Raw genomic sequence first — 14,788 nt, forward strand, 5'->3', positions numbered from 1 at the left:
GCCGGCTCGGGCGCGGGCTCCGGCGCCGGCGCGGACTCGGCGGCGGGCGCCGGGGCCTCGGCCGGCGCGCCCGAGCCGTCGTCGATCACGGCCAACTCGGCGCCGACCTCGACGGTCTCGTCCTCCGCCACCTTGATGGAGGAGAGCACGCCGGCGGCCGGGGCCGGGATCTCGGTGTCGACCTTGTCGGTGGAGACCTCGAGCAACGGCTCGTCGGCCTCGACGTGTTCGCCCTCCGACTTCAGCCAGCGGGTGACGGTGCCCTCGGTCACGCTCTCGCCGAGCGCCGGAAGGGTTACGGAAACCGCCATGGTTTCTGTTGCTCCTTACGAAATGTGGCAGTGGGTTACGCGCGCTCTGGGTCAACGCGGCCGGGTCAGTCGTGGGAATGCAGTGGCTTGCCGGCGAGGGCCAGATGGGCCTCGCCCAGCGCCTCGTTCTGGGTCGGGTGGGCGTGGATGAGCTGCGCCACCTCGGCCGGCAGCGCCTCCCAGTTGTAGATCAACTGGGCCTCGCCCACCTGCTCGCCGAGCCGGTCGCCCACCATGTGCACGCCGACCACGGCGCCGTCCCTGACCCGCACGAGCTTGATCTCGCCCGCCGTCTTCAGGATCTTGCTCTTGCCGTTGCCCGCGAGGTTGTACTTCAGGGTGACCACCTGGTCGGCGCCGTACAGCTCCTTGGCGCGCGCCTCGGTGACGCCCACCGAGGCCACCTCCGGGTGGCAGTACGTCACCCGGGGCACCCCGTCGTAGTCGATCGGCACCGGGGAGAGCCCGGCCAGCCGCTCGGCGACCAGGATGCCCTCGGCGTAGCCGACGTGGGCCAGCTGGAGGGTGGGGATCAGGTCGCCGACCGCCGAGATCGTCGGCACGTTGGTCCGGCAGTACTCGTCCACCCGCACGAAGCCGCGCTCGATGGCGACCCCGGCCTCCTCGTATCCCAGTCCCTGGGAGACGGGCCCCCGGCCGATGGCCACCAGCAGCAGCTCGGCCTCGAAGGTCTTGCCGTTCTCCAGGGTGACGCGCACCCCGTCGTCGGTGTACTCGGCGCCCTGGAAGAAGGAGCCGAGCGAGAAGTTGATGCCGCGCTTGCGGAAGGCGCGCTCCAGCAGCTTGGAGCTGTTCTCGTCCTCCACCGGCACCAGGTGCGGCAGGCCCTCGACGATGGTCACGTCCGCGCCGAAGGACTTCCAGACGGAGGCGAACTCCACGCCGATCACGCCGCCGCCCAGCACGATCGCCGACTTGGGCACCCGGTCCAGGACCAGGGCGTGGTCGGAGGAGATGATCCGGTCGCCGTCTATCGTCAGGCCCGGCAGGGAACGGGGCACCGAGCCGGTCGCCAGCAGGACGTGCCGACCGGTGTAGCGCTGCCCGTTCACGTCGACGGAGGTCGGCGACGACAGCCGGCCCTCGCCCTCCACATAGGTGATCTTCCGGGAGGCGACCAGCCCCTGGAGCCCCTTGTAGAGGCCGGAGACCACGCCGTCCTTGTACTTGTGGACCCCCGCGATGTCGATGCCGTCGAAGGTGGTCCGCACGCCGAACTCGGCGCCCTCGCGCGCCGCGTCGGCGATCTCGCCGGCGTGCAGCAGCGCCTTGGTGGGAATGCATCCCTGGTGCAGACAGGTGCCGCCCAGCTTGTTCTTCTCGATCAGGGCCACGTCGAGACCCAGCTGGGAGGCGCGCAGGGCTGCGGCGTAGCCACCGCTGCCGCCTCCGAGGATCACTAGGTCGAAAACGGTGCTGGCGTCGTTCGCCACGTCACGTTCCTCCATGGATGGGGTACACCTGGCCGGTCTGCGCTGACCGGTCGGTGTCGTCTGTCAGCCGCGGGTCGTGCGGCTTGTTGTGGCTCGCCTGGGTGGTTGAGCCTGGCCCTGTCCTGCCGGATGACCATCTTCGCACCTGTTGGACCGTGGTGGGACGGCGGGCCGGTGACGACCGCGACACATCCGCCCCCGACCAGCCGCCCCCGCCACGGACGCGCCGCCGACCCGCCTCCGCCCCGCCGCCGGTCGGGCGGCGGGGCGGAGGACGCGGGCGTCAGCCCAGGTCACCGTCCGCCGCGCGCTCGGCGAGGCGCACCAGGGTGCGCACCGCGAAGCCCGTGCCGCCCTTGGGCGTGTAGCCGTGCGGGGAGCCGTCGTTGTACGCCGGGCCCGCGATGTCCAGGTGTGCCCAGCGCAGGTCGGCCGGCACGAACTCGCGCAGGAAGACGCCCGCGAACAGCCCGCCGCCCATCCGGCCCGCGACGTTGGCCAGGTCCGCGACCGGCGACTTCAGGCCCTCCGTCAGCTCGGCCGGCATCGGCAACGGCCACGACGGCTCGCCGACCTCGCCCGCCGTCTCGTGCAGCAGGTCGCGGAACGCGTCCGTGCCCAGCACGCCCATGGTCCGCTCGCCGAGCGCCACCACCATCGCTCCGGTCAGCGTGGCCACGTCGACCACCCCGTCCGGCTCCTCCTCGCTGGCGCGCACCAGCGCGTCACCGAGCACCAGCCGGCCCTCGGCGTCGGTGTTCAGCACCTCGACGGTCTTCCCGCCGTAGAGGGAGAGCACGTCGCCGGGCTTGGTGGCCGAGCCGGACGGCATGTTCTCGGCCAGCGCCAGCCAGCCCGTGAGGTTGACCGCAAGGCCCAGTCGGGCGGCGGCCAGCACCGTCGTGTACACGGCGGCGGCGCCGCTCATGTCGCACTTCATCGTCTCGTTGTGGCCGGCCGGCTTCAGCGAGATGCCGCCCGAGTCATAGGTGATGCCCTTGCCGACCAGCGCCAGGGTCCGGCTGGCCGCCGGGTTGCGGTAGGCCAGGCGCACCAGCCGGGGCGGGTTGACCGAGCCACGGCCCACGCCCAACAGGCCGCCGAAGCCGCCCTCCTCCAGCGCCGCCTCGTCCCAGACCGTCACGTCCACGCCGTAGCCGGGCGCGGTCTCCTCGGCCAGCGTGGCGAAGCCCGCCGGGGTCAGGTCGGCCGGGGGCGTGTTGATCAGGTCGCGCGCCCGGCGCACCTCCTCGGCCACCACCAGCGCGCGCTCCGCCGCCTGGGTGTGCGCGTCGTCCGCCGCCGCCTCGTCGAGCACGGTGAACCTGCTCGGCGGCGCGCCCTCCGAGGCGTCGAAGTCACGGCCACGGAACGCCGTGAAGCGATAGGCCCCCAGCAGCGCGCCCTCCGCCACCGCCGCCACCGCCGCCGCGTCGGCGACCGGCAGCGCGAACGCCACGTGCTCCCGCCCGCTCAGCGCCCTGGACGCCGCGCCGGCCGCCTTCCGCAGCCGCTCCGGGTCGAACGCGCCCCCCTCGTCGGGCACCGCGCCAAGCCCGACCGCCACCAGCAGCGGCGCCGAGACGCCCTCGGGCGTCGGCACCTTGGTGATCTCCAGCTCGGCGCCCTTGGCGCCCAGCGTGGTCAGGGTCGCGGCCAGCGTTCCGCCCGTCGCGGCGTCCACGGCCGCCGCCGGAGCCGAACCGGCGGCCAGCACCGGCCCCGAGTCGCTCTGGGCGACGCCGATCACAACGGCGTCCGCCGGCACGGTCGCCGCGGAGAGATTGCTGAGGGTCAGTGCAGTCACGGTGTGGGATTCCGTCCTTGTGAGCGTCACATGCTGGAGTGCCTGGACCTGGCCGGAAAGCGTCGGCCGCCGGCCGTCCGGCACAGAAGACTACGCCGCACCCGTGTCCGGCATCGGGATCAGGTCGCGCCCACCACCAGGGTGACCAGAGCGACGGCGGTGACGGTCTCGCTGACCGCCCCCAACACGCCCTCGGTCAGCCCGCCCAGCCGGGCGCGCGCCTGCCAGAGCACCAACTCCGCCGCGCTCAGCCCCAGGGCCACGGTCGCCACTCCGATCACCGCACCGGCCCCCGGCTCCCCGGCGGCCAACGCGCCGACGCCACCCGCGAACAGCGCGGTCAACGCCGCCAACGGCAGCGCCACCGACGTGGGCACCGCGCGCGCCACCAACGCGCCGAACCCGTCCCCCTCGGCCGCCGGCACCTCGCGGCACGCCCAGCCGACCCCGGTCCGCGCGGTCGCCACCGCCACCAGCACGGCGGCCGCCGCGTAGTCCCGCCCGTGCCCGGCGAGTTCGTGCACGGCGGCGACCTGAACGAGCACGGCGAAGAGCAACGCCAACCCGCCCGACCGGCCAAGACCCGGACCCCGCGCCACGGCCAGCGCCTCGGCGGGGGAACGGCGGGCGGCCAACGCGTCGGCGAACCCCGCGAGGCCCTCCAACGGCAACCCCCGGGTGAGCAGGGCCAGCAGCGCGACCGTCAGCACCGCCGTCAGCAGCCAGCCCGCCTCCAGTTCCAGCAGCACCCAGCACAGCCCACCGGCCAGCGCGCCGAGCCCCAGGCCCACGAGCGGGGCCAGCCGCATCCCCGCCGTCGCGGCTCGGCGGTCGGCGCGTCGGCCCGGAGGCTGCCAGGCCGTCAGGGCGCCCACCGCGAACCGGAGCCCGTCGGGCAGTGCCGCCATCCCGGTGGCCGGAGGAGGGCCAGCGGGCGGCAGGGGCGGCAACGGCGGCGTGGCGTTCATCAGTTCGCAGGGTAGCCCGACAACGCTGGGCCGTCATGGAGGACTGGTGGTATCGGAACATCGTCGAACCGGGCAAGCAGCCGTTGCTCTTCGCGCTGCTCGCCTTCGTGCTGACCTTCGCGATCACCCGCTGCGTGACCCGCATGATCCGCGCGGGCAAGGGCCCGTTCCACGACGTCTCCGCGGGTGGGCACCATGTTCACCACGTGGTGCCCGGGGTGGTGCTGATGCTGGTCGGCGGCTTCGGCGGGGTGGCGACCGGCGGGCACGGCTGGGCGGCCGGGGTGCTGGCGGTGATCTTCGGGATCGGCGCCGGCCTGGTCCTGGACGAGTTCGCGCTGATCCTCTACATGCAGGACGTCTACTGGTCCGAGCGGGGCCGGCAGAGCGTCGAGATCGTGCTGATCACCAGCGCGCTGGGCGGGATGTTGCTGCTCGGCTTCCTGCCGCTGGGGGTTGACGGCCTGTCGCCGGACGACCGCGACAACCGTGGCGGACTCATCGGCACGCTGCTGCTGCACTTCGTGTGCGCGCTGATCTGCCTGGTCAAGGGCAAGCCGAAGCTCGCGGTCTTCGGCGTGCTGATCCCGCTGATCGCCATCTTCGGCGCGCTGCGGCTGGCCCGCCCCGACTCGCCGTGGGCGCGCCGCGTCTACCGTCGCTTCCCACGCCTCGCGGCGCGCGCCGACCGCCGCGCCCGCCGCCACGACCGCCGCTGGGCCAAGCCCAACCGCAAACTCCAGGACTGGCTGGGCGGCACGCCGACGGGGGAACGGGAGGGAACGTGACGGGGGACGCTGGGCGCTGTGCCGTTCGGGAGGCGCGAGCGCCCCGCGCCGCGCCGGGGTGCGCGCCGGGCGCGCTGTTCGCTCGTGCGGGGCCGCTGGCCCGACTCCTCGTCAGCGGCTCCGGCCGCCCCGGCGATGGTGGGGCCGCGGATGAACGGGACGCGGTGAGGCGCGCCACGCGGCGACGCCGGGGAAGCGCACAGCGCGCGGTTCGGCGCTTCGCGTCGCCACCCTTTTGTGTAAGGAGGCTGAGCTGACGCTTCGTGAGGAGCTTCTGGCTGCCCCGGTGCTGGTGCGGACGGCCGGGCACTCCAGGAACAGCGGTCGGGGCGGCGACCGCGGGTGCGCCACTCTCGGCCGACAGGCCGTCACGAGCGTGGTTCGGCGTCGCATCAACCTTCGACGTTCGCCGAGACACGCGGACGGGGGTACCTCTCCTGAAAAGGGCTGTTGACGTGCTGACTCGCGGTGTTCAGCGCGCCCCTCCGGAGTGGCGGTAGCGATCCGGTCGATATGGCTACCGGACATATGTTCTTGCCGAGACCGATGTGGCCCTGCCTGGAACTCTCCCTCTCGCTTTCACTCGCCGAGTCGAGTCCGGATACCGGGCGGGCCGCTGGTTCGGGCTGTCTTGGTCGTCAACGGTCGATCAACGTTTGGAAGTCGACGATGGTCGACGATGAAGGTGTTGTTTTCGTCACCGAGGACGGGATGCTTCTCAGCTACCCGCACCACCTGCTTCTGACCACAGAAGCGGGGAGAGTCACGTCACTGCGGCTCGTCGTAGATGCGGATGACGACGCCGATATCGAAATCCGTCGATAACACGATCACTGGTGTGCGTGCGGCCGAGGAGGAAGACTTGGCGAATCTGGAGTGGTAGTCAACCCGACACCGGCACCCGGCGCCTACGCCGTGCCGCTCCCCGCCGGAGGCGCCTGCGCCTCCGCGCCGTCCCCCGGCGCCGCCGGGGGCTGCCCCGCCGGGGGCAGCTCCGCTGCCAGGGCGGCCGCCGCGCGGACGAAGGGGAGGGCGAGCAGCGCGCCGCTGCCCTCGCCGATGGTGACGCCGTGGTCCAGCAGCGGGTCCAGCGTCATCCGTTCCAGCGCCCTGGCCTGCGCCGGCTCGCCGCTGCGTTGGCCGGCCAGCCACCAGTCGGGGGCGCGGAACGCGATCCGCTGGCCGACCAGCGCGCAGGCCACCGAGACCACGCCGTCGAGGATCACCGGGGTGCGGCGCACCGCGCACTGGAGGAGGAAGCCCGTCATCGCGGTCAGGTCGGCGCCGGCGAGGGTGCCCAGCAGGCGGAGTTGGTCGCCCAGCACCGGCCGGGCCCGGCGCAGGCCGTCCCTGATCGCCGCGCACTTGCGCATCCAGGCCAGGTCGTCGATGCGCACCGCGCCCCGCCCGGTGACCACCGAGGCGTCCGTTCCGCACATCGCCGCCACCAGGGCGCCGGCGGCCGTGGTGCCGCCCACCGAGAGGTCGCCGAGGACCAGCAGGTCGGTGCCGGCGTCGGCCTCCTCGTCCGCGATCGCCATCCCGGCGCGGAAGGCGGCCTCCGTCTCCTCCTCGGTCAGGGTGTCCTCGATGTCCAGCCGGCCCGAGCCGCGCCGCACCCGGTGCCGGGTGACGTCGGCGGGCAGTTCGTCGGCCGGACAGTCGACGGAGAGGTCGATCACCCGCAGTGGAACGCCGAGTTGACGGGCCAGCACCGCCGCCGGGCCCGTGCCGTCGAGCGTGGCGCGCACCAACTCCACGGTGGAGCCGGCCGGTCGGCCGGAGACGCCCAGCTCGGCGACCCCGTGGTCGCCGGCGAAGAGCAGCGCCCTGGGGCGTTCGACGGGCCGCACCGGCACCTGGCCCTGCGCGGCCGCCAGCCAGGCGGCGATCTCGTCGAGCCGGCCCAACGCCTTGGGCGGCACGGTCAGTGTGGCCCGCCGTGCCTCCGCCTGCCGGCGGAGCCTGGCGCTGGGACGTTCGATCAGTTCGCCGAAGTCGTCGAGTCGCAGACCGCCCTCACTCATGCGCACGAGGGTACCGCCGCCCCACCCGCCCCTCGCGGGCGGAGCGGGCCCGGTGGGCGTCCGGCGCCACCCGGAGGGGAACAGGTTCTAGGTGGCGGACGAGGGTCATGTCCCGCCGGTGGGCGACGGCGCGGTGCGCGGCGCGCGGTGGTGCGTCCCGGCGCGGGGTGTGATCTAGTCTGCGAGCAGTCAGTCACGGTGTGAGCGGAGGCTTTGCATGGCGTGGGAGTGGCGCTTCGAGAAGGCGGACGGCTCGGCGACCGAACCGCCGCAGGACCCGGGGGACTTCGGGACGCAGGGCGACGCCGAGTCCTGGATCGGCGAGATCTGGCCCGAGCTGCTCGACGGCGGCATCGACCAGGTGACCCTGCTGGAGGACGGCTCCAAGGTCTATGGGCCGATGAGCCTGCACAGCGCCGTGGAGGACTGACACCCGGCCGGAGGGGCGTGGCCTCAGGCCTCGCCCAACTCGACGTCGGCGGTGCGTCGTTCGTCGTTGCGCAGATACGCGACGGAGACGGTCTGGTCGGGGCGGTGGGTGGCCAGCGCCTCGGCCAGCGAGACCACGTCGGTGACCTCGTCGCCGTCGAGTTCCACGAGCACGTCTCCGGCCCGCAGCCCGGCGCGTTCGGCCGGCCCGCCGTCGGTGGCCTCCACGATGGCGGCCCCGGCCGGCTGGAACCCGTCGCCGAGGACGGTCCGCACCGAGACCCCGAGGGCCGCCCGCCCGGAGTCCACGACCCGGCCGTGTTCGATGAGTTGGTCGGCGATGAACGTCACCGTGGAGGCCGGGATGGCGAAGCCGATGCCGGGCGCCGTGCCGCCGCCCATGCCCGGGTCGCGGGCGGAGAGGGTGGGGATGCCGATCACCTGCCCGGAGAGGTTGACCAGCGCGCCCCCGCTGTTGCCGGGGTTGATGGCCGCCGAGGTCTGCACCATGTTCCCGAGGGTGGCCTCGCCCTCGCCCTCGCTGACGGCCCGGCCCACGGCCGAGACGATGCCCTGGGTGACGCTGGAGGACAGGCCCAGCGGGTTGCCCATGGCGAGCACGATCTGGCCGACACGCACCTTGGACGAGTCGCCGAAGGTGGCCGGCCGCAACTGGTCGGGCGGGTCGGTCAGTTCGAGGACCGCCAGGTCCTGCTCGGGGTAGGCGCTCACCAGCTCGGCCTCCAGCGGGCGCTGGCCGGTCGCCAGCGTCACGTCGAAGGACTCCTCGCGGGCGACGACGTGCGCGTTGGTGACGATGTGGCCCTCGTCGTCGTAGACGATGCCCGAGCCCTGCTGGTTCTCCGTGGTGATCTGCACGACCGAGGGCAGCACGTCGTTGACCACGTCCTGGTAGTTCTGCTCCAGCTCGCCGGTGACCGTGGGCTCGGGGGCCTGGGCCTGCGGGTGGTCGGGGCCCGAGGCGTCGGACTCGGTGGTGCAGCCGGCGGAGCCGGCCAGCAGTGCCACCGCGCAGAGCGGGACCAGCACGGGACGGAACGGGAGCGGGGTGGCCATAACGGGCATTCTGGCCGCTGCCCGTGCCGGCGCGGGGGAGGGGCGCTACGCCGTTGCGGGCCAGAAGACGCGCCCCCGCCCCGCCGTGGTCAGCGGGGCTCCTCGCCGCGCTTGATCTGCGGCTTGGGTAGCCGCATCCGCCGCATCTGGAGCGTCCGCATCAGCGCGTAGGCGCTGGAGCCGCGCAGGTTCTCGTCCGGGTAGCGCTCGCGCAGCCGCTTCTTGAGCCGGCGGGTGAGCAGGACCGAGTCGAGGACGATGCCCAGGATCACGGCCATCCACAGCATCAGGGCGAAGCCCATGGTCGCCGGGATCATGCTCATCACCAGGATCAGCACGGCGATCGGCAGGAAGAACTCGGCGACGTGCCAGCCGCTGTCCACGAAGTCCCGCGCGTAGCGGCGCACCGGGCCACGGTCGCGCGCCGGGAGGTGCTTCTCGTCGCCGGTCAGCAGTGCCTGGCGCTGCTTGTCCAGCGCCTCGCGGCGGGCCTTCTTGGCGCGCTGCGCCGCCTCCTTGCGGCTGGTGGCGGGCTTGGCCACGGCCCTGCGCAGGGCCTCGGCCTCGCTGCGCTTGGGCGTGGGGCGGCCCTTGGGCGCCTGGGGGTCCCGCTCGGGGCGGGTCTGGGCCGCCTCGTTCGCGGACTCGGTCTTGGCGTCTTCTTTGGCACGACTTCGGAACACGTGTCCCAGCCTACGGCCCCCACGCGGGTTGCCGGCCGGGTGTGCGGGGAACGATCTCGCAACGTCCCGTTCACGCGCCCGGTCACGAACCACCGTGGACCGTCCCGGGAACCACCCGCAGGCATCCCCTCGTCCCTGGGCGGGAGAGCCGCGCGACGTGATCGTCCTTGGGGAGGACCCATTCGCGGCCGAGCGGTGCGCTAATGGATGGGGGCCCCGTAGGGTAGTAGGGGATCAGCAGTTCAAGCGGCTGGACAGACGGCCATCGGTTCGAGCCCGGCGAGAAGGGGGCGCGCGAAGCCCATGAGCGGTGTCATGAAGCGGATGGGGATGATCTTCCGCGCGAAGGCGAACAAGGCCCTGGATCGGGCCGAGGACCCGCGCGAGACTCTCGACTACTCGTACCAGAAGCAGTTGGAGCTGTTGCAGAAGGTGCGCCGTGGGGTCGCCGACGTGGCCACCTCGCGCAAGCGGCTCGAACTCCAGCTCAACCAGCTCAACACCCAGTCCGGCAAGCTGGAGGAGCAGGGCAAGAAGGCCCTGGCCCTGGGCCGGGAGGACCTGGCCAGGGAGGCGCTGACCCGCAGGGCCGCGCTCTCGCAGCAGATCAGCGACCTCCAGCAGCAGCACGAGACGCTCCAGACGGAGGAGAACAAGCTCACCCTGGCCGCCCAGCGACTTCAGGCCAAGGTCGACGCGTTCCGCACCCGCAAGGAGACCATCAAGGCCACCTACACGGCGGCCCAGGCGCAGACCAGGATCGGCGAGGCGTTCTCCGGCATCTCCGAGGAGATGGGCGACGTCGGCATGGCGATCCAGCGCGCCGAGGACAAGACCGCCCAGCTCCAGGCGCGTTCCGGCGCGATCGACGAGCTGCTGGCGTCCGGCGCCCTGGACGACCAGACGGGCACATCGAGGGACGACCTCACCGCCGAGCTGGACCGCATCTCGGGGAACGCGGACGTCGAGTTCGAGCTGGAGCGGATGAAGGCCGAGCTGGCCGGCGGCAGCTCCGCGCAGCGGCAGGCGATCGAGGGCGGCGACGCCGCCGCCCCCCAGACGCAGGAGCAGGAGCAGTCCCCGAAGTTCGACAAGCAGTGAGCGATGAGATCGTTGGCTGACCACCTTCGACCGATGTGTGTGAGCGCGAGAGCCGGGAGAACGACATGATCGTGCGGATCATGGGGGAGGGCCAGGTGAAGCTGGACGACAGCCACTTCCCCACCCTCAACGAGCTGGACGACGAACTGCTCGCGGAGGTGGAGTCGGGGGACGAGGCCGGCTTCCGCCGCACGCTCACGGCCCTGCTGGAGGCCGTCCGCACCCTGGGCGCGCCGCTTCCCGAGGACTCGCTTGAGCCCTCGGAGCTGATCCTGCCCGCACCCGAGGCGACCATCGACGAGGTGCGGGCCATGCTGACCGAGGACGGGCTGATTCCCGACTGAGGGTCTGCTCTTCGGCCGGCGGGGCCGCGCCGGCCCGTCCACCAACCGGGCACCGCCGCTCCCCAACCGAGCACGACACGAACCGCGCGACGGGCCCGGGCCTCCCGCGCGGACGGCCCGGGCCCGACGGCGTCGTCCCACGCGGACGCCGGCTCAGGGGAGGGCGAGCATCCGCTCCAGGGCCAGCTTGGCGTCGTGCTCGGTGGCGCGGTCCACCTCGATGCGGTTGAGCACCCTGCCGGCGGCCAGCGACTCCAACGACCAGACCAGGTGCGGCAGATCGATCCGGTTCATGGTGGAGCAGAAGCAGACCGTGCGGTCCAGGAAGACGATCTCCTTGCCCTGCCCGGCGTAGCGGTTGGCGAGCCGGCGCACCAGGTTCAGCTCGGTGCCGACCGCCCACTTGCTGCCCTCGGGCGCGGCGTCCAGGGTGGCGATGATGTGCTCGGTCGAGCCCACCTGGTCGGCGGCGGCGACGACCTCGTAGCGGCACTCGGGGTGCACCAGGACGTTGACGCCGGGGATGCGCTCGCGGACCTCGTTGACCGAGTCCAGGGTGAAGCGGCCGTGTACCGAGCAGTGGCCGCGCCACAGGATCATCTTCGCCCGGCGCAGCTGCTCGACGGTGAGGCCGCCCCCGGGGCGGTGCGGGTTGTAGACCACGCAGTCGTCGAGCGAGAGGCCCAGGTCGCGCACGGCGGTGTTGCGGCCCAGGTGCTGGTCGGGCAGGAAGAGCACCTTGCCGTTCTCGCCGGCCTGTTCGAAGGCCCAGGTCAGGGCGCGCCTGGCGTTGGACGAGGTGCAGATGGTGCCACCGTGGCGGCCGGTGAACGCCTTGATGTCGGCCGAGGAGTTCATGTAGCTGACCGGCACGGTGTCGCCGGCGACGCCCGCCTCGGTCAGCACGTCCCACGCCTCGGCGACCTGCTCGGCGGTGGCCATGTCGGCCATGGAGCAGCCGGCCGCCAGATCGGGAAGGATCACCCGCTGGTCGTCGCTGGTCAGGATGTCGGCGGACTCGGCCATGAAGTGAACGCCGCAGAACACGATGAACTCCGCCTCCGGGCGGGCGGCGGCGTCCCTGGCCAGCTTGAAGGAGTCGCCGGTGACGTCGGCGAACTGGATGACCTCGTCGCGCTGGTAGTGGTGCCCGAGCACGAAGACGCGGTCCCCGAGGGCCTCCTTGGCGGCCCGCGCCCGCGCCACCAGATCGGGGTCGGAAGGGGCCGGCAGGTCCCCGGGGCAGTCGACGCCGCGCTCGCTGGCCGGATCGGACTCCCGGCCGAGCAGCAGCAGCGCCAACGGGGTGGGCTCGACGTCAAGGGGCTGGGCGCTGGTCACGACAGGCACCCTTTCTTCAGTGGGTGGTGCGGGGGTCTTTCCCTGACTTTTCGTCGTACTGACGTTATGGAGCATAACTCCTTCGCGTCAGTTTGACGATGCCGATCGCCTGCGGAACGCGTCACTCTCCCGTGGCCCGTGTGCGCGCGCCGCGCCGTGTGCGAGCATGAGGGGAGAAAGACAGGGGAAGAAGGCGCGGCGGGCCGGGAATAACATCGGCGGGCCGGCCGTTCCCGCACTCGGCAGAGCATTCCGAACTACCCGGGAGATACGCAGATGTCCGTAACGGAAGAGGCCGCTGTAAGCGACGGCATCATCGTTTCCGACGCGGCCGTGGCCAAGGTCAGGGGCCTGCTGGAGCAGGAGGGGCGTGACGATCTGGCGCTGCGCGTGGCGGTCCAGCCCGGCGGGTGTTCCGGTCTGCGCTACCAGCTCTTCTTCGACGAGCGCTCGCTCGACGGCGACGTGGTCAAGGACTTCGACGGCGTCAAGGTCGTCACCGACCGGATGAGCGCCCCCTACCTCGGCGGCGCATCCATCGACTTCGTCGACACCATCGAGAAGCAGGGCTTCACCATCGACAACCCCAACGCCACCGGCTCCTGCGCCTGCGGCGACTCCTTCAGCTGATTCGGCCGACGGCCGACGGCCGCCGGCCCGCCCCGACGCGGGCGGCCGGCGCCGGCCGCCACCGTGACGAGGGGCGGTGCCCGGAATCCTCCGGGCACCGCCCCTCGTTCGCGTGCGGCGCGGGGTGCCCCGGCGGGGCGGTGGCTCAGTGCGCCGCCACCGTCCGGCCCTGCTCGTCGACCAGCCGCCGGTCGCCGACCGGGGCCTGGAGGGTCACCTCGCCCGACTGCTGCTCGGCCAGCATGATGCAGACCTCGTCGGAGCCGGGGTTCGTCGCCTCGACGCCGAGCACGACCTCGTCCTCCGACTCCGTGGCCGTCACCTCGTACGTGTCACAGACCCCGGCCCAGAAGTGCACGGTCAGGGTGGTCGCCTCGGGGGAGTGGTCGGCCACCCACAGGCCGGCGGTGGGCTGCTCGACCGGCTCGCTCGGCGCCACCTCGTCGGTGCCCTCGGCGCCGTCCTCGCCCGCGCCCGCGTCGCCCGGACGCGCGTCCGAGGCGTCTCCGTCCGCGCCCAGCTCACCCGAGGCGCCGTCCCCCGCGTCGCCCGAGGAGTCGGCCGAGGCGGAGGAGACGGTGTGCTCCACCGCCGGCTCGCCCACCACATGGCGCTGCCCGTCGGCGCCATCGGCGCGGAAGATCCACGCCGGCACCAGCAGCGGCTCGCCCGCCGAGCGCTCCAGGGACAGCCCCAACTCGACGGTGGCCGGCATCGGTTCGCCCGCGTCGGGCTGCCCGTCGCAGGGCAGGTCGGGCAGGGCAGGCTCGACGCCCTCGGCCTCCGGCAGCGCGCCGGGCTCCGGCTGCTGGAGGCAGGGCCGGCCGATGTCCCGCGCTGCGGCGGTGTCGGCGGCCTCGTTGATCCGCTCCAGCGCGGCGAGGGCGTCCGTCACCGCCCGCTCCTCGCCGGCCGACGGCACCCCGAGCGTCCCCGAAGCCGAGACCACCTCGCCGTCCGGACCCACGGCCGCCACCAGATCCATCCCGGCCACCGGAAGCCCGTCCACCACCGGCTCGGCCACCACGAGGCGGTGCGGGCCGGCCACCGTGGAGGCGTCCACCGCGCCGTCGCCGAGATCCAGCGCGCTCAGCAGCGGCTCGGCGGCCTGGAGCGCCACCTCCTCCGAGACGGCCGGCGGCTGGTCGGCCGGCGGCATCTCGTCCGAGGAGACCGAGGCGTCCGGGTCGTCGGTGTCCGCGTTCTCCTCGGGCAGCGAGCCCGAGGGGTCCGGCTCGCCCGGGGCTATGCCGGGGTCGGCCGGCCGCTCGGCGACCTCGCCCCCGTCCGACACCGCGCCGTCCAGGGAGTAGAACCAGTGCCCCGGCGCCTCGTCGGCGACCAGCAGCGCGCCGCGCCGCGTCCCCTCCGGCGTGCCGACCACCGACCAACTGCCGCCCGCCGCCTCGGGTTCGCCTGCCAGGCCGAGGTCGGCGGCCAGCGCGGCCACCCGGTCCGCGTCCACGCCCGCGTCATCGAAGCGGTAGACGGCGGCCGACTCGGGCGTCGACGGCGGGTCCTCGCTCAGCACCAGCGGGCCCGGCAGCGCGCTCCGCTCGGCGGGGAAGACTGTCAGTTCCTCGCTCGCCACGTGGCCCGCGCCGCTCCCCGCGTCGAGCGTCAGCGGCTCGCCGGCCGCGTCCCCCTCGTCGGCCCGGCCCCCGTCCCCCGCCAGGCCGACGCCGTAGAGCGCGCCGGTGAGCAGGACCACGCTGGCCGTCACCGCCGTCACGGCGGGCCACCGTCTGCGGGTCTCCTCGTGGCTCTCGTCCGTCTCCGTCACGGGTGCGCTCCTCGGCTCGGTCGGCGGTCTCACCCGTGTGACGAT

14 protein-coding genes and 1 pseudogene are annotated in these 14,788 nt (G+C 73.1%); 6 read left to right on the forward strand and 9 right to left on the reverse strand.

The annotated features are described in order from the left end of the window. The 4 genes from EBN88_RS11675 to EBN88_RS11690 all read right to left on the reverse strand — a co-directional run. Positions 1-311, reverse strand: a 311-nt coding sequence (locus EBN88_RS11675) for a biotin/lipoyl-containing protein (RefSeq protein ID WP_325052743.1), incomplete at its 3' end; no start/stop codon positions are given. 65 nt (positions 312-376) lie between these two features. Then, the gene (lpdA, locus tag EBN88_RS11680) at positions 377-1,765 is read right to left on the reverse strand and encodes a dihydrolipoyl dehydrogenase (protein WP_122183796.1); all 1,389 of its coding nucleotides are present in this window, start codon (positions 1,763-1,765) and stop codon (positions 377-379) included. A gap of 283 nt (positions 1,766-2,048) precedes the next feature. After that, positions 2,049-3,572, reverse strand: a complete 1,524-nt coding sequence (locus EBN88_RS11685) for a leucyl aminopeptidase (protein ID WP_122183771.1) — start codon at positions 3,570-3,572, stop codon at positions 2,049-2,051. A gap of 119 nt (positions 3,573-3,691) precedes the next feature. Then, positions 3,692-4,540, reverse strand: a complete 849-nt coding sequence (locus EBN88_RS11690) for an adenosylcobinamide-GDP ribazoletransferase (RefSeq protein ID WP_122183772.1) — start codon at positions 4,538-4,540, stop codon at positions 3,692-3,694. Positions 4,541-4,575: 35 nt separating this feature from the next. Here EBN88_RS11690 and EBN88_RS11695 point away from each other — a divergent pair, with 35 nt between their 5' ends. After that, complete coding sequence (locus EBN88_RS11695; RefSeq protein WP_122183773.1) at positions 4,576-5,328, forward strand: hypothetical protein; 753 nt, start codon at positions 4,576-4,578, stop codon at positions 5,326-5,328. Positions 5,329-5,817: 489 nt separating this feature from the next. Beyond that, positions 5,818-6,060: pseudogene (locus EBN88_RS31745) on the forward strand (DUF6531 domain-containing protein); the annotation flags it as partial. 176 nt (positions 6,061-6,236) lie between these two features. Here the strand turns inward: EBN88_RS31745 and cobT are convergent. Continuing rightward, complete coding sequence (gene cobT, locus EBN88_RS11705; protein WP_122183774.1) at positions 6,237-7,355, reverse strand: nicotinate-nucleotide--dimethylbenzimidazole phosphoribosyltransferase; 1,119 nt, start codon at positions 7,353-7,355, stop codon at positions 6,237-6,239. A gap of 217 nt (positions 7,356-7,572) precedes the next feature. On the opposite strand from cobT, the gene EBN88_RS11710 reads away from it, so the two are divergent. Next, positions 7,573-7,785, forward strand: a complete 213-nt coding sequence (locus tag EBN88_RS11710; protein WP_122183775.1) for a hypothetical protein — start codon at positions 7,573-7,575, stop codon at positions 7,783-7,785. Between the two features lie 23 nt (positions 7,786-7,808). Here the strand turns inward: EBN88_RS11710 and EBN88_RS11715 are convergent, their stop codons facing one another. Continuing rightward, positions 7,809-8,861 (reverse strand): S1C family serine protease, encoded by a 1,053-nt coding sequence (locus EBN88_RS11715; protein ID WP_122183776.1) that lies wholly within the window; start codon positions 8,859-8,861, stop codon positions 7,809-7,811. Positions 8,862-8,950: 89 nt separating this feature from the next. Continuing rightward, on the reverse strand, positions 8,951-9,544 hold the full coding sequence (locus EBN88_RS11720; RefSeq protein ID WP_122183777.1) for a DUF3043 domain-containing protein: 594 nt from the start codon (positions 9,542-9,544) through the stop codon (positions 8,951-8,953). Between the two features lie 303 nt (positions 9,545-9,847). Between EBN88_RS11720 and EBN88_RS11725 the strand changes: the two genes are divergently transcribed. Then, on the forward strand, positions 9,848-10,645 hold the full coding sequence (locus EBN88_RS11725) for a PspA/IM30 family protein (protein WP_122183778.1): 798 nt from the start codon (positions 9,848-9,850) through the stop codon (positions 10,643-10,645). 65 nt (positions 10,646-10,710) lie between these two features. Further along, positions 10,711-10,989 (forward strand): PspA-associated protein PspAA, encoded by a 279-nt coding sequence (gene pspAA, locus EBN88_RS11730; protein WP_122183797.1) that lies wholly within the window; start codon positions 10,711-10,713, stop codon positions 10,987-10,989. 153 nt (positions 10,990-11,142) lie between these two features. Here the strand turns inward: pspAA and nadA are convergent, their stop codons facing one another. Further along, the gene (gene nadA / locus EBN88_RS11735) at positions 11,143-12,330 is read right to left on the reverse strand and encodes a quinolinate synthase NadA (RefSeq protein ID WP_122183779.1); all 1,188 of its coding nucleotides are present in this window, start codon (positions 12,328-12,330) and stop codon (positions 11,143-11,145) included. Between the two features lie 276 nt (positions 12,331-12,606). On the opposite strand from nadA, the gene EBN88_RS11740 reads away from it, so the two are divergent. Next, positions 12,607-12,960, forward strand: a complete 354-nt coding sequence (locus EBN88_RS11740) for a HesB/IscA family protein (protein WP_122183780.1) — start codon at positions 12,607-12,609, stop codon at positions 12,958-12,960. 145 nt (positions 12,961-13,105) lie between these two features. On the opposite strand, the gene EBN88_RS11745 is transcribed toward EBN88_RS11740, so the two are convergent. Next, on the reverse strand, positions 13,106-14,743 hold the full coding sequence (locus EBN88_RS11745) for a hypothetical protein (protein WP_122183781.1): 1,638 nt from the start codon (positions 14,741-14,743) through the stop codon (positions 13,106-13,108). Positions 14,744-14,788 lie beyond the last annotated feature (45 nt).

Origin of the sequence: Streptomyces triticirhizae (assembly GCF_003696235.1) — a bacterium.
Classification (GTDB): Bacteria; Actinomycetota; Actinomycetes; order Streptomycetales; family Streptomycetaceae; genus Streptomyces; species Streptomyces triticirhizae.

Coding starts and splice junctions, on each gene's coding strand:
- EBN88_RS11715 (WP_122183776.1), bottom strand. CDS start 8,861: ATGGCCACCCCGCTCCCGTTCCGTCCCGTGCTGGTCCCGCTCTGCGCG.
- EBN88_RS11695 (WP_122183773.1), top strand. CDS start 4,576: ATGGAGGACTGGTGGTATCGGAACATCGTCGAACCGGGCAAGCAGCCG.
- cobT (WP_122183774.1), bottom strand. CDS start 7,355: ATGAGTGAGGGCGGTCTGCGACTCGACGACTTCGGCGAACTGATCGAA.
- EBN88_RS11710 (WP_122183775.1), top strand. CDS start 7,573: ATGGCGTGGGAGTGGCGCTTCGAGAAGGCGGACGGCTCGGCGACCGAA.
- EBN88_RS11690 (WP_122183772.1), bottom strand. CDS start 4,540: ATGAACGCCACGCCGCCGTTGCCGCCCCTGCCGCCCGCTGGCCCTCCT.
- EBN88_RS11725 (WP_122183778.1), top strand. CDS start 9,848: ATGAGCGGTGTCATGAAGCGGATGGGGATGATCTTCCGCGCGAAGGCG.
- pspAA (WP_122183797.1), top strand. CDS start 10,711: ATGATCGTGCGGATCATGGGGGAGGGCCAGGTGAAGCTGGACGACAGC.
- EBN88_RS11740 (WP_122183780.1), top strand. CDS start 12,607: ATGTCCGTAACGGAAGAGGCCGCTGTAAGCGACGGCATCATCGTTTCC.